The organism is Rathayibacter sp. VKM Ac-2929 (assembly GCF_022815495.1).
Lineage (GTDB): Bacteria > Actinomycetota > Actinomycetes > Actinomycetales > Microbacteriaceae > Rathayibacter > Rathayibacter festucae.
In genome coordinates this window covers 1-14998 of sequence record NZ_JALGRV010000002.1, presented here as the reverse complement: position 1 = coordinate 14998, position 14998 = coordinate 1, and the positions used below count along the sequence as shown (strand labels likewise).

The following is a 14998-nucleotide window of genomic DNA, read 5'->3' as shown; positions in this document are numbered from 1 at the left end:
GCCCCCGGTGGGGAGCGCAGAAGAGCCGCACCCCCTCGGGGAATGCGGCTCTTCTCTCCTCGATGCTGTGGCGGTGTCAGGCGGTCGCGATGGCCAGGATCGGGTCCGTGGTCGGCGCCTCGGAACCGCCCGCGTCCTCGACGGTCACCGCGACGACGGCGCCCTCGGCGAGCGTGCCCTCGAGCGGTGCGACCGTGCGGCCGTCACCCCCGTCGAACGTGCCGGCCGAGACCGGGCCGGACGAGCCGATGTACCAGAGCTCGTAGGTCTTGTCGTCGGGCAGCGGCGCGAGGTCGTCGACGACGAGCGCCGAGCGGCCGAGCGAGGCCGACCAGACCAGGGTCGCGGTCTCGCCGGTCGCGACGGCTCCGGCCGTCTCCTGCACGTCGGGAGCGCTGCGGATCTGCTCGAGCGCGGTCAGCTGCTGGCTCTGCCCGGCATCGGGCGTGAGCAGCGGCGGGAGCGCCACTCCCCCGACCACGATGACGGCCGCGGCGGCGGCGGCGGAGAGGTAGACGGCGGGGCGGGTGAACCAGCGTCCGCGGGCGCGGGCCTCGGCGCCGTGACGGCCGGAGGTCGCGGTGGCGGACGGCGCAACGGCCGACGGCCCGCTCGCGGCGGCCGCGGAAGGCTCGACGGCGCGCAGGGTCGGGACCGCTTCGCGCCGGTCGGCGAGGTCCTCGGCCGGAGCATCGGAGGTGTCGTCGCGGGGCAGCTGGGGCGTGGTCGCGATCAGCGCCATCAGATCGGCCTTGAGGGCCGGCGACGGTGCGACCGCCGGAGCGTCGGCGGCCAGCGCGTCGGCCACGGTCGAGAACGCGTCGGCCTCGCCGCGCGCCTCCGGATTCTCGTCCAGGAATCTCTCGTACCGGGCGGTCTCGTCCGGGGTGAGGATGCCGAGTGCGTGTCCTGCTGCGAGTTCGCGCGGATCTTCGGGGAGTTGCACGTCGTTCACAGGGCCACCCCCATCTCTTCTCTCAGTCGTATCATCCCGTCGCGCAGGCGCGTTTTTATGGTACCGACGGGGCAGTTCAGGATCCCGGCGATCTCGCTGTGCGAGTAGCCGCCGTAGTACGCGAGCTGCAGCGCTTGCCGCTGGAGCTCGGTCAACCGCTCCAGGGCGGCGGTGACCTTCTCGTGCTCGAGGGACACCTCCGCCTGCTCGGCGACCTGGTCGTAGTCGCGACCGAGGTCGCGGATTCCTATGCGGACGTCCCGATCACGGCCCGCTTGGGCCGCGCGAACCCGATCGATGGCCCTGCGGTGTGCCATCGTGAGGATCCAGGTCGTCGCACTTCCCTTATTCGGAGCGAAGCGTCCAGCGGTTTGCCAGATCTCGAGGAAGACCTCCTGGGCCACCTCCTCCGATTGGGCGCGGTCGACCAGGACCCGCGTGATCAGTCCGAGGACGCGCGAGGCGACGAGGTCGTAGAGCTGCGAGAACGCGGCCTGCTCCCCCGCGGCGATGCGCTCGAGGAGAGCGCCGAGGTCGGGGGCGGTGCCCTCGGCGGTGGTGTCGTCGCTCATGCGCCCTGCCCTGCTCGTGCCCGGGACTTCAGATTCCGGGTCATCCAGAAGGCTGTCACGGCGAGTCCCGCGATCACGACCGACACTTCGAGGGGGAGGACGACGAAGCGGACGTCGAGAGCGAAGCCGCCCACGTCGACCAGCGCCGCGGCGCCCATCCGCGGGGCGAGCCACAGTCCGATCACGGCGGCGAGGGCCGCGGTCAGACCGGCGGAGCTGCGCGGACGGACGAGCACCCAGAGCGCGGCGGCCGTGTCGAGCACGGCGAGCGTGCGCATCAGGGCACCCTGCGAGAAGACGACGCCGTTGCCGAGGAGGGCACCGATCTCGTCGTCCACGCCGGGGGCGGAGAGGAAGAGGAGGACGGCGATCACCAGGAGGGCGGTCCCGGCCCACCACCGCGCGCCGATCCGGAGTGCCCTGCGGTTCTTCATTCCGGATGTCGCCTGTCTGTCGGGGACTCTGCCGGGAGGGGAGGACTCGCGCCTCGGACCGCCCGCCACTGGGCCCTCGCTCGCCGCCGGGATCCGCTGGGGATGCTGTCGAGAGGAGAAGGGGCCGGATCGCAGAAACGCCTCTCGGCGCGAGGCCGCTCGAAGCGGCTATAAGTGGAGCCCGGGGTTACTGCGATCCGGCTCCGACCAGTGTACCGGCTGTCCCCCGCACGCCCGCGAGGGGCGTTCGCGGAGCGAGAACGCGGTGTGCCGCAGGGCGCCGCGATCGGGTAGCGGAGTCCGCTCCTACTCGAGTGAGTCGCTGCGCCAGAGGCGTGCGCAGCTCACCAGCTCGGCCGCGGTGGTCGAGAGGCGGAGGGCGCGAGTGGTCAGCTGGCTCGCCCGCGGTCCATCGATCAGCTCGACGTCGTCGGCCACCGAGGCGGCACCGGAGGCGCTCACCCGGCAGAAAGCCGCGGCGCGGTCGAGGGCGACGGCGAAGTCGCCGTCGAACACTCCGCGGAGGATGCGGTCGGCCAGCTCGGTGATCTCGGCCGGTCCGGTCGGCGTGACCGCGCCGGCGACGACCGGGTCGATGGTCGCCGAGAGCTCGACCCCGCGCTGGTAGAGGAAGCTCGTGCTCTCCGGGTCCTGCCGGATGACGAGCCGCAGCAGGTAGATGCGCCAGAGGGCGCCGGGGAGGCTGGACGGGCTGGAGCGGGCCCACAGCTCGGCGAGCGCGTCGATGCCGTTGTGGTCGGTGTACTCGACCAGGCGGTCGATGACCACCGGATTCGGGTCCTCGCGCACCCGGCTGAGCAGTGCGATCGCCGTCTCATGGGCGACCCGGCTGATCTGCGCCGGGTCCTCCCCGCCCTGGAACGCCTCGAAGACGCGGGAGGGGAACTTGGTCGGCTTGTGGAAGCCGTCTGTCATGGGGCCGCCTTCCGCGGTCGGGCGGGACGCGCGGACGCGTCCTGCTTCGTGGGGGTTCGAGGAGGGTAACGCCTGCGCCTGGGCAGGTATGCCCGACGCCGGTCCGGGCGCGCGGGGGCGCTACCCTGGATGCCGCGGGCCTCTAGCTCAGTTGGCAGAGCAGCGGACTTTTAATCCGCGGGTCGTCGGTTCGAGCCCGACGGGGCCCACTCCTCCCGCCGTCTCCCGAGCACGACCGCCGCGAACGTGCGTCGGTGGACGCGGCGGAGCAGCAGCGCTCGACGCCCTTCCCGCCGACGGCCGAGATCACTCGTGGCAGAGGGACCAGGCGGCGTCGGGGTAGTCGCGCTCCTCGCCGTCCTCGGTCGAGAGCAGGCGCCAGACGCCGTCGTGGTGCTCGAGGAGGCGGCCGCGGACGATCTCGGACTGCCAGCCGTCCACGGTGCGGAACCAGCGGACCAGGCGGACGGTCGTGCTCTGGTGGGGCTGGAGGCGGTGGGTCATCGGGGGTGTCCTGTCGGGGCGGGGTCGTGGCGGGGCGCCTGGTGGAGCTGCTCGGGCGGTGGGCGGGTCTCGATACGCCGCCTGCGGCGGCTACTCGACCAGCATGAGTCGGTGGCGGGGAGGGGCTGCTCGAGAGTCGGGTCGACTGGGAAGAGAGGGCGCAGAGCTTGCTGGTCGAGTAGCCCCGCAGGGGCGTATCGAGACCCACCTCCCCATGAACCTCGGTCTCCTCATCGCCCTGCGATGGCGGCTGAGCGATCAGCAGGGGTGGCCGCGGGGGCGGGGCGACCGGCGGAAGGGGACACCGCCGGCCGCCCCTGCGGGTCAGCGCGTGGGGTCGACGCGCCAGTGGCAGACCATCGTGGTGGTCGAGCGGTAGGAGTAGGTGACCGCGTCGACCCTCGGCACCTCGCGCTCGTAGTCCGGGTAGAGCTCGGAGGCGGAGTCGACGCCGGGCGGGAGGCACGAGCCGAGGGAGACGTACCGGGTCAGCCGGGTCGGCGCCGTGTAGTCGTCACCGGTGACCGTGTCGTCGGCGGGCACGAAGGCGGGGATGCCGGTGAAGACGCAGACGAGCGTCAGCGACGTCCCGGACCGGACGAAGCGGTAGTCCTTCGTCTGGAGGCTGTAGCCGGGCGCGGCGGGTAGCAGGGCGCCGTAGTAGCAGGAGCCGTTCGACGAGATGTCGGTCGAGGCGTAGCCGTCGAGGTTGGCCCCGGCGTTGTGATCGGCGAGGGCGGGGGTGGCGGCGGCGCCCACGAGGGCGACAGAGGCGGCGAGGGCGAGCAGGGTGGAGCGGAAGGACGGCATGACGGTCTCCTCATCGAGACGGCGTCGGCGCTGGGCGTCGGCAGGGAGCGGTCGCTCGTCGTGCGAGCGGACGGCGGGCCCGGCTCGTGAGACGACGTCGTCCCCGTGCTCGGCCCCGCGGGCGTCCGGCGGACCGGATGACCCGAACTCTAGACCGCTGCGCGCGCGCTGTCTGCCCCCTGCGAGGTCACGCAGGCGCTCCAGCCACAGCCCTCAGACCAGGCGACCGGCGCGCAGCCTGCGGGAGCGGCGGCGCAGCGTCCGGTCGCTCGGACCGAAGCTGTCGGATTCGAGGAGGAGTCTCAGCGAGAGCGAGACCTGGCGGGCGAGACGCGGGTCGATCCCCTCCGGGATCCGTACCGCGTCGATGAGATCGAGAGCCGTCTGCGTGGTCCGGGACATCGCCATGCCCGTGACCCTAGAGAGGGTGGGCGCGCCCTGACGGCCCCGACACGGGGGCGCACGACGGCAGCAATGCTCAGCCGTCGTGCGCCCGGGTGCGAGTGGTGCGGGTGACTACTTGCTGCCGTCGCCGCGGCCGGTCGCGGACTGCAGGCGATCGATGTGCTCGGACGCCTCCGCCTTCGTGATGTCGGCCGGGAGGGTCTCGCCGGCCTCGCGGGCGAGGGTGTCGAGGTAGCTGCGCTGCGGGCCGGTCATCGGCTCGTCGCCGGTGACCCAGTCGGACGGGTCCTTGCTGGCGCTGGTGTCGCTGCCGTCATCGGCACGGGCGCCGAGGACGTCGCCCTCGGTCTTGACGTCGGGATCGGTGGTGTTGGGGATGTCGTCGCTCATGCTGCGACCGTACGCCCGACCACCGACACCGGCGAGGGCTTGCGGAGCGGGCCCGGGCGACCCGTTCCGATCGCGCGCCCGATCCGGCGGGCGTCCCGCGTCAGGAGCCCAGGAGAGCGTGGGCGACGGTGAAGATCACCAGGCCCGCCAGCGAGCCGACGACGGTGCCGTTGATCCGGATGAACTGCAGGTCCTTGCCGACCTGCAGCTCGAGCTTCTCGGAGGTCTCCTGCGGGTCCCAGCGGCCGATCGTCTCGCCGATGATGCTGGCGATGTCGCCCCGGTAGCGGTCGACGAGGTTCGCCGCGACGGTGCCGATCCAGGTGTCGACGGTCGAGGCGAGCGCCTGATCGGTCGAGAGCCGGCGGCCGAGGTCGACGACGATCGACTCGATGCTCGCGCGCAGCGGGCTCTCGGGGTCGTCCATCGCGCCGAGCAGCGACGACTTCGTCGACTCCCAGGCGTCCCCGGCCAGCTCGCGCACCCGGGGGCTGTCGAAGGCGCGGTTCTTGATCTCCTCGACGCGCAGGATCAGGTCGGGGTCGCTGCCGAGGTCCTTCGCGAGCGTCGCGAGGTAGCCGTCCACCGCGATCCGGAACGGGTGGCCCTGGTCGTCGCGGATCGTCTCGACGAGGACGAGCGCCTCGCGGTAGAGCCGCTCGTCGACCGCCCGGCTGACCGCGGAGGGCAGCCAGCTGGGGAGCCGGCCGCTGACCATCCTCGTGAAGCTCTCGGGATTCGCGATCAGCCAGACCTCGGCCTGCTCGACCAGCGTGTCGACGAGCCGGCGGTGGTGCCCGGCCTCGACGACGCTGCCGACGAGCGAGCCCAGCGGCGGGCCCCACTGCGGGTCGAGCAGGTGGCGCCGGGCGAGCGCCTCGATCACGCGCTGCACGTCGGAGTCGTCGAGCAGCGCGATCGCGGAGCGGACCGCCGCCGCGCTCTCGCCGCCGACGCGATGCGCGTTCTCGGGCTCGGCGAGCCAGAGCCCGGCACGGCGGGCGATGCCGAAGGAGTCGAGCTTCTCGCGGACGATCGCGCCGCGGAGGAAGTTCTCCTCCACGAACTGGGCGAGACTCGCGCCGATCTCGTCCTTCTTGGTCGGGATGATCGCCGTGTGCGGGATCGGCAGCCCGAGCGGCCGCCGGAAGAGCGCCGTCACCGCGAACCAGTCCGCGAGCGCGCCGACCATGCCGCCCTCGCTCGCCGCGCGCACCCACTGCAGCCAGGGGTAGCGGTCCTGGAGCGCGAAGGACACGGCGAACACGATCGCCATCAGCACCAGCAGTCCGGTGGCGAGCCGCTTCATCGCGACGAGTGCGGCGCGCTTCGCCTCGTCGTCGCGGCCCGCGGAGGTTCCGGCCGTGGCGGTGCTGACGGCGCTCGTGCTGCTCGTCGTCATGACGAGGCGGGGAATCCCTCGTGGCGGATGCCCCAGGCGACGCTCCACTCCTCGCCGGGCTCGAGCCAGCGCAGGCCCTGACCGGAGTTGAGCGCCTCGGCGGGCGCGGTCATCGGCTCGACCGCGATGGCGGTCTTGACGTCGTCGCCGTCGGGGAAGATCCGGGTGATGAAGACCTGGATGAAGTTGTGCGAGGCGTCGGCCCAGAGCAGCACGCGGCGGCCGTCGTCGGCGAGGAGGCCGTGGACGCTCTCGCCGTCGACGATCGTGACGTCGGCCCAGGCGTCGTCGAGCTCGAGCTCGCCGATCCGGCGGCCGCGGCGGAGGTCCCACTCGGTGCCGTCGACCGGGCTCTGACCCGTGGGGTTGAGCCGCTCGTCGACCTCGATGTGCACGGCCGCGTCGACCGTGATCTCGAGCTCGTCGGTCGGGACGTCGCCGATCGCGAGGAACGGGTGCGTGCCGATCGCGACGGGTGCCTCATCGGCGCCGACGTTGACGACGCGGTGCACGACCTTCAGGCCGTCGGCCTGCAGCTCGTAGCGGACCGTGGTCTCGAGGTGGAACGGGTAGCCGGCCTGCGGGACGACGGGCGCGGCGAGCTCGACGAAGGACGGGCCCTGCTCGACGACGCGGTAGGAGGCGCTGCGCAGCAGGCCGTGGATCGCGTTGTGGTACTTGGGCTCGGTGATGTCGAGCTGCTGGGTGCGCCCGGCGTGGTGCCAGCGGCCGTCCTTCACGCGGTTGGGCCAGGGCATCAGGACGATGCCCGAGCCGAACGGCGGGACGACGGTCTCGGGGTATCCGGCGGTGATCTCGACGCCGTCGACGGAGAGGTGGCGCAGCCCTGCGGCCACCTCCGTGACGACGGCGTGCAGGATGCGTCCCTCGGCGGTGAGGTCGAGGGCGAACTGGCGCCCGGTTGCGGGGGCGGGAGTGAAGTCGGCCATCCCTGAATCCTACGGACCGGCACCGCCGTCGGCCTGCGGACCGGGCCGGAGCGTGCCGCAGCGGGCGACGGCGAGGCCCGCCGCCTCGAGCCGCTCCACGACGGCGTCGCCCGCGGACGCACCGGTGAGCAGGCGGTCGAACTCCTCGGTGCCGGCGACCCGGCCGAGGTCGACGACGCCGAGCTTGCTCGAGTCGGCGACCACGACGCGGCGGGTGGCCGCGTGCAGCATGCGGCGCTTGAGCGTCGCCTCGGGCAGGTTCACGTTGGTCACGCCCGCCTCCGGGTGGACGCCCGTGCAGCCGACGAAGACGACGTCGGCGCGGATCCGCTCGAGCACCTCGGAGGCGAGCGGCTCGACGAGGGAGTGCTGCAGCGGGCGCAGGGTGCCGCCGGTGACGACGACGGTGAAGCGCGGGATGGCGGGCTCGAGGGCGAGGGCGATGCTGAGGCCGTTGGTGACGACGGTGACGTCGCGGAGGTCGTCGCGGGCCACGAGTGCGTGGGCGATCGCGAGCGTCGTGGTGCCGACGTCGAGGATCACGCTCTCGCCGGAGACGACCGAGGCGGCGGCCTCGCGGCCGATCGCGGCCTTCTCGTCGGAGGCGGAGGCGAGGCCCTCCTCGAACGAGCGCTCCCCCGAGCGCTCGCCGGTCGGCACGGCTCCCCCGCGGACGCGCTGGACGGTCCCCTCGCCGGCGAGCCGATCGAGGTCGGAGCGCACGGTGACGACGGAGACGCCGAGGCGGTCGGAGAGGTCCGCGACGGAGACGAAGCCCTGCTTCTCGGCGAGCAGCCGCATCTCGAAGCGGCGCTCGGGCGCCGAGCGGCCCTCCTGCTCCCCGTCCGTCCTCATCGCTCCATCGTGTCCTTCGCGCCATCGACTTGTCAAAGAGAAACCACGCTTTCCTTTCCGAAGGTCGCGGTCTATCGTGGGCGGTGCCATGAACGAAGCGATCCCCCTCTCCGCCGGCGTCGTCAAGCGCCCGCACGTCCTCGCCGACGGCCGCGACCTCATCTACTTCGATGACGCGGACACGTCCCTCCCTCCCGAGCGCTCGGCGGACGCCCGCGAGCTCGATCCCCGCCCCGCGACCGCGCGCATGCGTCAGGACGTCCTCACCGGGGAGTGGGTGTCGATCGCCGCCTCCCGGCAGAACCGCGTCTTCCTGCCGCCCGCCGAGCTCGACCCGCTCGCCCCGGCCTCGCCGACGAACCCGTCGGAGGTGCCGAGCGTCTACGACGTCGCCGTCTTCGAGAACCGCTCGCCGTCCTTCGGGCCGCTGCTCGAGGACGAGGACGCGCCCGCGTCCCTCGAGGACCTCCGCACGCTCGGCCTCGGACGGACCCTGACGAGCGTCGGCCGCTGCGAGGTCGTCTGCTTCAGCCCCGAGCACGAGGGCTCGTTCGCGACCCTCTCCGCCTCGCGGGCCCGCACCGTCGTGGAGGCGTGGGCCGACCGCGTCGCCGCGCTGTCGGCTCTGCCCGGGGTGCAGCAGGTCTTCCCGTTCGAGAACCGCGGAGAGGCGATCGGGGTCACCCTGCACCACCCGCACGGCCAGATCTACTCCTACCCGTACGTCACCCCGCGCACGACGCGGCTGCTCGCGTCGCTCGACGCCTACGGCCCCGGGATGTTCGCCGACATCCTCGCCTTCGAGCAGGCCGGCGAGCGCGTGCTCGTCCGCGGCGAGCACTGGACCGCCTTCGTGCCCTTCGCCGCGCGCTGGCCCATCGAGGTGCACGTGCTGCCGCACCGCCACGTGGCCGACATCAGCGAGACGACGCCCGAGGAGCGCGACGAGCTCGCCGTGGTCTACCAGCGGCTCCTGCGCGGGATCGATGCGCTCTACGACTCGCCCACCCCCTACATCTCCGCCTGGCATCAGGCGCCGGTGCACGAGCGGCGCGACGAGGTGCGGCTCATGCTGCAGATCACGTCGCCGCGCCGCGCCGCCACCAAGCTCAAGTACCTGGCGGGCAGCGAGGCGGCGATGGGCGCCTGGATCGGCGACATCGCCCCCGAGACGAGCGCCGCCGCCCTGCGCGAGGCGATCGAGCGCGCCGACGCCGCGACCCTGGCCGCCGAGACGGCCGCGAACCCCGACGCGTCGCTCCCCGCCGCCGACACCACCCCCGAGGAGAACCGATGACCACCTCCGCCTCCCTCGACGCCGTCGCCGAGCGCGCCGCGCAGGACTTCGAGCGCGCCTACGGCCACCCGGCCGTCGGCGTCTGGGCCGGCCCCGGCCGGGTCAACCTGATCGGCGAGCACACCGACTACAACGACGGCTTCGTCTTCCCGTTCGCCATCGACCGCGCCACCGCGATGGCCGTCGCGCCGAGGGAGGACCGGGTCGTCCGGATCTCGAGCGCCTTCTCCCCCGAGCACGTCGAGATCTCGCTGGACGACCTCGGGCCGGACGCGCTCGACGGCTGGTCTGCCTACCCGCTCGGTGTCGTCTGGGCGCTCACCGAGTACGGCGTCGACCTCGGCGCGCGCTCGGGCTTCGACGCGTTCGTCGACTCCGACGTGCCGGTCGGCGCGGGGCTCTCCAGCTCGGCCGCACTGATGTGCGCGATGGCCGTGGCGCTGAACGAGCTCTGGGAGCTCGGGCTCGACCGAGCGACGCTCGCCCGCGTGGGCCGTCGCGCCGAGAACGTGGCCGTCGGCGCGCCGACCGGGATCATGGACGAGTCCGCCTCGCTGTTCGGCGAGCGCGACGCGGCCGTCTTCCTCGACTGCCGGAGCCTGGACACCGAGGTCGTGCCGCTCGGCTTCGAGGAGGCCGGGCTGGTACTCCTCGTCATCGACACCCGGGTCGAGCACGCGCACGCCACCGGCGGCTACGCCGAGCGCCGTGCGTCCTGCGAGCTCGGTGCCTCGACGCTCGGGGTGGAGTCGCTGCGCGAGCTGTCGGTGGACGACCTGCCGCGCGCCGAGGAGCTCCTCGACGACGTGACCTACCGCCGGGTGAAGCACGTGGTGACCGAGGACGCCCGCGTCCTCACCACCGTCCGCACCCTCCGCGAGCAGGGGCCGCGCGCGATCGGCGAGCTCCTCGACGCCGGCCACGTCTCGCTCCGCGACGACTTCGAGATCTCGATCCCGGAGCTCGACACCGCCGTCGAGGCCTCCCGCGGCGCCGGCGCGATCGGTGCGCGGATGACGGGCGGCGGCTTCGGCGGCTCCGCCATCGCGCTCACCCCGGTCGAGAAGGAGCAGGAGGTCCGCGCGGCGGTCCTCGCCGCCTTCGCCGACAAGGGCTTCCGCACGCCCGAGCTCTTCCTCGTGACCGCGGCCGACGGCGCGGGCCGCGTCCGCTGATCCTCCGATCTCCTAGGAGAGATCACCTGGTAGGCATGGGCGAACCATGCTGATCGAGTAGCCCGCGGAGCGCGGCGTATCGAGATCCACCACCGTCAGAACGCGAGTCTGCAGACCCGCCCTGTCGAGGGCGGTGGGTCTCGATACGCCCCTGCGGGGCTACTCGACCAGCATGAGAAGGGGCGCGGCGCGTCCTTTTCCTCACCACGAAACGCGGAGCGGGCTACTCGGCCGGCGCCGGCGGGACGACCGAGCGCAGAGCGCCTCCGGTGACGCGGACGAGCTCCGCGGCGCTGGTCGGGTAGACGGTGTGGGCGTGGCCGGCGGCCGCCCAGACGGTGTCGAACTCGGCCAGGGCGGAGTCGACCACGGTGGGCAGCGGGGTCGGGTGACCGACCGGCGCGACGCCGCCGATGGTCTGGCCCGTCGCGGCCTTGACGACCGCGGCCGAGGCGCGGGTGATCTCCCCGCCGAGCTCAGCGCCCAGCCAGTCGGTGTCGACGCGGTGCGCGCCGCTGGTGAGGATCAGCAGCGGCGACCCGTCGAGGAGGAAGACCAGCGAGTTCGCGATCTGGCCGACCTCGATGCCGAGGGCGGCCGCGGCGAGCGCCGCCGTCGACGCCGCCTCGTCGAGCCAGCGGACCGGCGGCCGCATCCCGTGCGCCTCGAGATCGGCCAGGACGCGGTCGACCGCGGGGTGGCTGCGCTCGCTCATGCGAACGACCGTAGCCGACCCCGCGACCGGTGGAACCGCTACTTCGTGAGCGTCGCGATGTCGATGACGAAGCGGTAGCGCACGTCCGAGGCGAGCACGCGCTCGTAGGCCTCGTTGATCTGCGACGCCGAGACGACCTCGACCTCGCTCGCGATGCCCTTCTCCGCGCAGAAGTCGAGCATCTCCTGGGTCTCGCGGATGCCGCCGATGCCCGAGCCCGCGAAGGAGCGGCGCGCGGCGAACAGGGTGAAGACGTGCAGCGGCAGCGCCTCGGCCGGAGCGCCGACGTTCACCATCGTGCCGTTGCGGCGCAGGAGGCCGAGGTAGGCGTCCAGGTCGAGCGGCGCGCTGACCGTGTTGATGATGATGTCGAAGGTGTTCTTGAGCGTGGAGAACGTCTCCTCGTCCTTCGTCGCGTAGTAGTGGTCGGCGCCCAGACGGAGGCCGTCCTCCTTCTTGCTCAGCGACTGCGAGAGCACGGTGACCTCGGCGCCCATCGCGTGCGCGAACTTGACGGCCATGTGGCCGAGCCCGCCGAGACCGACGACGGCGACCCGCTTGCCGGGGCCCGCCTCCCAGTGCGAGAGCGGCGAGTAGGTGGTGATGCCGGCGCAGAGCAGCGGCGCGGCGGCCTCGTAGGGGATCGACTCCGGGACGCGGAGCACGAAGTCCTCGACGACGACGACGTGGGTGGAGTAGCCGCCCTGGGTGACGGTGCCGTCGCGGTCGACGGAGGCGTAGGTGCCGGTGTTGCCCTTCAGGCAGTACTGCTCCTCGCCGGCGAGGCAGTTCTCGCACTCGCGGCAGGAGTTGACCATGCAGCCGACGCCGACGCGGTCGCCGACCTTGTGCTTGGTCACCTCGGAGCCGACCTCGGCGACGACGCCGACGATCTCGTGGCCGACGGTGAGGGGGTACTGGACGGGGCCCCACTCGCCGCGGACGGTGTGGATGTCGGAGTGGCAGATGCCCGCGTAGGCGATCTCGATGAGCACGTCGTGCGCTCCGACGTCGCGGCGCTCGATCGTGGTGGGGACGAGCGGCTCGGTGGCGGAGGGGGCGGCGTAGGCGTTGACGGTCAGCATGTTTTCTCCTTCGTGGGGGCGCGCTCGAGCGGTGGTCCGGAGGGGGTGGGAACGCGAGCGCGTCTACCCACGCTAGCGAGCCCCGGCTGGACGCCGCCCGTAGGCTCGGAGGATGCGGAGGACGATCGATCTGAACGCCGACCTCGGCGAGGGCTTCGGTGTGTGGTCGCTCGGCGACGACGACGCGATGCTCCGGATCGTCACGAGCGCCAACGTCGCCTGCGGCTTCCACGCCGGCGACCCCTCGATCATGCTCGCCACCTGCCGCACCGCCGCCGAGCGCGGTGTGGCGATCGGCGCCCACGTCGCCTACCGGGATCTCGCCGGCTTCGGCCGCCGCGACCTCCCCGTCGACCCGGCCGAGCTGCACGCCGACGTCGTCTACCAGCTCGGCGCCCTGCAGGCGATCGCGCGAGCCGCGGGCACGGAGGTGCGCTACGTCAAGCCGCACGGGGCTCTCTACAACCGCATCGTGCACGACGAGCGGCAGGCGGAGGCGGTGGTCGCCGCCGTCCGGGACACCGCTCCCGCACTGCCCCTGCTCGGCCTCGGGTCCTCCGCCGTCGAGCGCGCGGCGGCGAGCGCCGGCCTGCCGTTCCTCCGCGAGGCGTTCGTCGACCGCGGCTACCGCGCCGACGGCACGCTGGTGCCCCGCGGCGAGCCGGGCGACCTGCTGACCGACCCGGCGGTCGTCGCCGCCCGGGCCGTGCGGATGGTCCTCGAGGGCGCCGTGACGGCCGCCTCGGGCGAGGACCTGCAGCTCGACGTCGACTCCCTCTGCGTCCACGGCGACACCCCCGGCGCCGTCGCGATGGCGGAGGCGGTGCGCGCGGCCCTCTCCGAGGCGGGCGTCACCCTGGTGAGCGCTGCGCCGTGATCCCGGTGCGGCTGCTGCCCTCCGGCGACCGCGCCGTGCTGGCCGAGGTCGACGGCCTCGACGAGGCGCTCGCCCTCGCGGCGGCGCTCGACCGCTCCCGGCCCGCGGGCGTCCTCGACCTGGTCCCTGCCGCCCGGACGGTCCTCGTCGTGCTGGACGAGTCACTGCCGGTCGCGACCGCGTCCCCGTGGATCCTGCGGACCGCGGAGGCGACGGAGCCGAACGTGCCGGGCACCGTCGGCCGCCGGCACGAGATCGCCGTCCGCTACGACGGCGTCGACCTCGCCGAGGCGGCGGACGCCCTGGGCTGGACGACCGCCGAGCTGATCCGCCGCCACACGGCGACCCCGTGGCGCGCGGCCTTCGGCGGCTTCGCCCCCGGCTTCGCCTACCTCGTCGCGCTCACCCCCTGGCCGGAGGTCGCCCGCCGCGCCGAGCCGCGCACCCGCGTCCCCGCCGGCGCGGTCGCCCTCGCAGCTGGCTACTCCGGCGTCTACCCGCGCTCCTCCCCCGGCGGCTGGCAGCTGATCGGCTCGACCGACGCGGAGCTCTGGGACATCGAGCGCCTGCCGCCCGCCCTGCTCGCCCCCGGCGACGAGGTCCGCTTCCGGGCACTGCCGTGAGCCTGCGCATCCTCGACCCCGGCCCCCTGGCCCTCGTCGAGGACCACGGCCGCCCCGGCCACGCCGCCGTCGGCGTCGGACGCTCCGGCGCGATGGACCGCGGCGCTCTCCGCCTCGCGAACCGCCTGCTCGGCAACGCCCCGGACGCGGCTGCGCTCGAACTGCTCGGCGCCGGCTTCACCGCCCGCTTCGAGACCTCCGCCTGGATCAGCCTGACCGGAGCCGCCGGAGCCGCGACCCTCGACGGCGCCGCCCTCGCCCGCGTCCTGCCGACGCTCGCCCCCGAGGGCTCGGTCCTGCGACTCGGCCCCCTGACGACGGGCCTGCGCCGCACCCTCGGCGTCCGCGGCGGCATCGCCGCGCCACCCGTCCTCGGCTCCCGCTCCCGCGACACCCTCTCCGCCCTCGGCCCGGCCCCCCTCCGCCCCCGCGACCTGCTCGCGTTCGGCACCCACGCCGGCGAGGTCCTCCTCCCCGACTGGTGGCCCTTCGACCCGCCCCGAGACCCGGTCCTGCGCGTGCACCCCGGCCCCCGCCTCGACCTCCTGCCCCCCGGCACGTGGCAGCGCCTGCTCACCGGCCCCTGGCACCTCAGCCCCTCCGCCGACCGCATCGGCCTCCGCCTCACCGGCACCCCCCTCCCCACAGGCGACGCCCCCGAGCTCCCCAGCGAGGCCCTGGTCCACGGCGCGATCCAGCTCCCGCCCTCGGGCCTCCCCGTCCTCTTCGGCCCCGACCACCCCACAACGGGCGGCTACCCCGTCCTCGCCGTCGTCGCCTCGACGTCCCTCGACGCCCTGGCCCACCTGACCCCGGGCGACGAGGTCCGCTTCCACTCCTGACCACCGAGGTTCGCGACCACCTCTGGTCCCTGAAACCCGGACTCTTCACCGCGCCGCCCGAAGGGCGCGCCCCTCCGCAGCCGTCGCCCCCGGAGGGGGGGGGGGGGGGGGGGGGGGGGGGGGGGGGGGGGGGGGGGGGGGGGGGGGGGGGGGGGGGGGGGGGGGGGGGGG

18 protein-coding genes and 1 tRNA gene are annotated in these 14998 nt (G+C 73.5%); 6 read left to right on the top strand and 13 right to left on the bottom strand.

Going from position 1 to position 14998, the window contains the following annotated elements; genetic code table 11:
- Positions 1 to 76: 76 nt before the first annotated feature.
- From MT355_RS04680 to MT355_RS04665, 4 genes are all read right to left on the bottom strand, one after another.
- Positions 77 to 946 (bottom strand): anti-sigma factor, encoded by an 870-nt coding sequence (locus tag MT355_RS04680; RefSeq protein ID WP_243598728.1) that lies wholly within the window; start codon positions 944 to 946, stop codon positions 77 to 79.
- Between the two features lie 5 nt (positions 947 to 951).
- The gene (sigK, locus tag MT355_RS04675) at positions 952 to 1527 is read right to left on the bottom strand and encodes an ECF RNA polymerase sigma factor SigK (RefSeq protein WP_123445139.1); all 576 of its coding nucleotides are present in this window, start codon (positions 1525 to 1527) and stop codon (positions 952 to 954) included.
- Positions 1524 to 1961, bottom strand: coding sequence for a hypothetical protein (locus tag MT355_RS04670; RefSeq protein ID WP_243598727.1), 438 nt, complete (start codon positions 1959 to 1961; stop codon positions 1524 to 1526). The genes sigK and MT355_RS04670 overlap by 4 nt, the downstream gene beginning before the upstream one ends.
- A gap of 306 nt (positions 1962 to 2267) precedes the next feature.
- Entirely contained in the window at positions 2268 to 2897 is a 630-nt protein-coding gene (locus MT355_RS04665; RefSeq protein ID WP_243598726.1) for a DNA-directed RNA polymerase subunit beta, read from the bottom strand.
- Between the two features lie 136 nt (positions 2898 to 3033).
- Here MT355_RS04665 and MT355_RS04660 point away from each other — a divergent pair.
- Positions 3034 to 3106 (top strand) — tRNA-Lys (locus MT355_RS04660).
- 97 nt (positions 3107 to 3203) lie between these two features.
- On the opposite strand, the gene MT355_RS04655 is transcribed toward MT355_RS04660, so the two are convergent.
- The 7 genes from MT355_RS04655 to MT355_RS04625 all read right to left on the bottom strand — a co-directional run bounded on the left by MT355_RS04655 (position 3204) and on the right by MT355_RS04625 (position 8213).
- A complete protein-coding gene (locus tag MT355_RS04655; protein ID WP_243598725.1) occupies positions 3204 to 3401 on the bottom strand; it encodes a hypothetical protein in 198 nt (65 codons plus the stop codon).
- Positions 3402 to 3725: 324 nt separating this feature from the next.
- Positions 3726 to 4211 (bottom strand): hypothetical protein, encoded by a 486-nt coding sequence (locus MT355_RS04650; protein WP_123445136.1) that lies wholly within the window; start codon positions 4209 to 4211, stop codon positions 3726 to 3728.
- 213 nt (positions 4212 to 4424) lie between these two features.
- Positions 4425 to 4619: a hypothetical protein gene (locus tag MT355_RS04645; protein WP_123445135.1), complete on the bottom strand. Its 195-nt coding sequence runs from the start codon at positions 4617 to 4619 to the stop codon at positions 4425 to 4427.
- A 108-nt stretch (positions 4620 to 4727) separates the two neighbouring features.
- Complete coding sequence (locus MT355_RS04640) at positions 4728 to 5006, bottom strand: DUF3072 domain-containing protein (protein ID WP_123445134.1); 279 nt, start codon at positions 5004 to 5006, stop codon at positions 4728 to 4730.
- A 100-nt stretch (positions 5007 to 5106) separates the two neighbouring features.
- Positions 5107 to 6408, bottom strand: a complete 1302-nt coding sequence (locus MT355_RS04635) for a DUF445 domain-containing protein (RefSeq protein WP_243598724.1) — start codon at positions 6406 to 6408, stop codon at positions 5107 to 5109.
- Positions 6405 to 7358 (bottom strand): aldose 1-epimerase family protein, encoded by a 954-nt coding sequence (locus MT355_RS04630; protein ID WP_243598723.1) that lies wholly within the window; start codon positions 7356 to 7358, stop codon positions 6405 to 6407. The genes MT355_RS04635 and MT355_RS04630 overlap by 4 nt, the downstream gene beginning before the upstream one ends.
- A gap of 9 nt (positions 7359 to 7367) precedes the next feature.
- Complete coding sequence (locus MT355_RS04625; RefSeq protein WP_243598722.1) at positions 7368 to 8213, bottom strand: DeoR/GlpR family DNA-binding transcription regulator; 846 nt, start codon at positions 8211 to 8213, stop codon at positions 7368 to 7370.
- A gap of 88 nt (positions 8214 to 8301) precedes the next feature.
- On the opposite strand from MT355_RS04625, the gene galT reads away from it, so the two are divergent.
- Positions 8302 to 9510, top strand: coding sequence for a galactose-1-phosphate uridylyltransferase (gene galT, locus MT355_RS04620; protein WP_123702214.1), 1209 nt, complete (start codon positions 8302 to 8304; stop codon positions 9508 to 9510).
- On the top strand, positions 9507 to 10685 hold the full coding sequence (gene galK / locus MT355_RS04615) for a galactokinase (RefSeq protein ID WP_243598721.1): 1179 nt from the start codon (positions 9507 to 9509) through the stop codon (positions 10683 to 10685). The genes galT and galK overlap by 4 nt, the downstream gene beginning before the upstream one ends.
- Before the next feature lie 223 nt (positions 10686 to 10908).
- Here galK and MT355_RS04610 read toward each other — a convergent pair whose 3' ends face one another.
- Together MT355_RS04610 and MT355_RS04605 are read right to left on the bottom strand one after the other, a co-directional pair.
- Positions 10909 to 11400 carry a YbaK/EbsC family protein gene (locus MT355_RS04610; protein WP_243598720.1) on the bottom strand — a complete coding sequence of 164 codons (492 nt, stop codon included), beginning with the start codon at positions 11398 to 11400 and terminating at the stop codon, positions 10909 to 10911.
- Between the two features lie 38 nt (positions 11401 to 11438).
- A complete protein-coding gene (locus MT355_RS04605) occupies positions 11439 to 12485 on the bottom strand; it encodes an NAD(P)-dependent alcohol dehydrogenase (RefSeq protein ID WP_123735082.1) in 1047 nt (348 codons plus the stop codon).
- Between the two features lie 112 nt (positions 12486 to 12597).
- On the opposite strand from MT355_RS04605, the gene MT355_RS04600 reads away from it, so the two are divergent.
- From MT355_RS04600 to MT355_RS04590, 3 genes are read left to right on the top strand one after another with little or no spacing between them, the layout of a single operon-like run.
- Positions 12598 to 13362 (top strand): LamB/YcsF family protein, encoded by a 765-nt coding sequence (locus MT355_RS04600; protein WP_243598719.1) that lies wholly within the window; start codon positions 12598 to 12600, stop codon positions 13360 to 13362.
- On the top strand, positions 13359 to 13985 hold the full coding sequence (locus MT355_RS04595; RefSeq protein ID WP_243598718.1) for an allophanate hydrolase subunit 1: 627 nt from the start codon (positions 13359 to 13361) through the stop codon (positions 13983 to 13985). Before MT355_RS04600 ends, MT355_RS04595 begins: the two co-directional genes overlap by 4 nt.
- Positions 13982 to 14827 (top strand): biotin-dependent carboxyltransferase family protein, encoded by an 846-nt coding sequence (locus MT355_RS04590; RefSeq protein ID WP_243598717.1) that lies wholly within the window; start codon positions 13982 to 13984, stop codon positions 14825 to 14827. Before MT355_RS04595 ends, MT355_RS04590 begins: the two co-directional genes overlap by 4 nt.
- The last annotated feature ends 171 nt before the right edge of the window (positions 14828 to 14998 follow it).